Annotated in this window: 2 protein-coding genes; one reads left to right on the top strand and one right to left on the bottom strand. The window is 40.9% G+C overall.

What is annotated here, in order from left to right:
- Window positions 1–715 (top strand): SET domain-containing protein-lysine N-methyltransferase (locus A3739_RS00675; RefSeq protein ID WP_156502208.1); only part of this gene is annotated, 715 nt, incomplete at its 5' end.
- 50 nt (window positions 716–765) lie between these two features.
- Here the strand turns inward: A3739_RS00675 and A3739_RS00680 are convergent.
- Window positions 766–1,319 (bottom strand): chorismate-binding protein (locus tag A3739_RS00680; RefSeq protein WP_197471920.1); only part of this gene is annotated, 554 nt, incomplete at its 5' end.

Below are 1,319 nucleotides of genomic sequence, written 5' to 3' on the forward strand. Positions count from 1 at the left end.
TGCTCGCATGGTTGATGGTTTGTTAGAGCTAGATCCGCAACTGGATGCCGATACGCTAGCTCAAGTCGCGCTCAATTATAGATATCGTGCTTGGGGAGAATTCGGTTTTTTACCTGTGTTAGACATGTTCAATCACTCAGACAAAAAAGGGCGTTTGCTATCAACTAAAAAGCAAAATTTCTCATTTTTGGCAGGTAAAGATTATAAGCCTGGCGATCAAATCTGGATAAGCTATGGTGCGAAGGACATGTATTTGCATGCAATAAATTATGGCTACTTTGACCCAGATGCAGACCACGCTATTGATTTAGGGTTTCGTGTCAGCTCAGTTGCGAGTACTCCAGAACAGATCACCGCGATGAAGCAGCTGAGCAAAGTACTTAAGGTTAAAGTATATCCAGAGTCTAATCGTGCATTTGAGTATCAGTTAGAGCAAGGGCAAGGAATGATTCGTTTTGGCGAAGTCGATAAGTCCGTTATTACGTATTTGCATCACGAAGTATCGCCAAGGCTTCCAAAAAGCTCGAATAAAAGTGAGTTAGGTCGAGCCTCAAGAGCTAGATTGCTTGGCTATGTTAATGCGTTAACTGAACAAAACCTGGTTCATCAAATAACGGAATCTGTGTTCCCTGAAAAATTGCGTTATATGTATCATATGCTTGTTAAAGAGCGAACTATACTTTTACAAACTGCCTCGAGCCTTACGAAAAACTAGGTAGTTGCATGATGAGGTTAGTTATATAGCTACACTGCTCGTGACTGAGTTTAAGTCTCAATCAATTTTCCGGTGATATGCGCGATCTTATTGAGACTTTCCATATATTCCTCGTCTAATTGAGAATCAGCCACGATTCCGCCCCCTCCCCAACAAAAAGCTTTTTTCTTTTCAATCTCCACGGTACGTATCAGAATATTAGATTGAAACTTATCCAGATCGTTATCCCACATAAATATTGACCCACAGTAAAAGCGGCGAGGGTGAGCCTCTAGCTCCGTGATAATTTCCTGTGCACGCTTTTTGGGTGCGCCGGTAATAGATCCTCCGGGAAATGCGCTTAAAAAAGCGGTAAACGGGGTGTGTTTTGAGCAATCTATTTCACTAGTAATTGTGCTAACTAAGTGATGAACATTATTAAAGCTCTCAATATCAAATAGTTTTGTAACATTCACTGAATGTAATCGCGAGACTTTACTCAAATCATTCCGTAATAGGTCGACAATCATAAGATTCTCTGCACGGTTTTTTGAGTTCTGTAACTCTGATGTCTGCTCTTTTGTGATTCTGCCTGTTGATTTGACGGTTCCCTTTATAGGTTTCG

The organism is Oleiphilus sp. HI0067 (genome assembly GCF_001635735.1).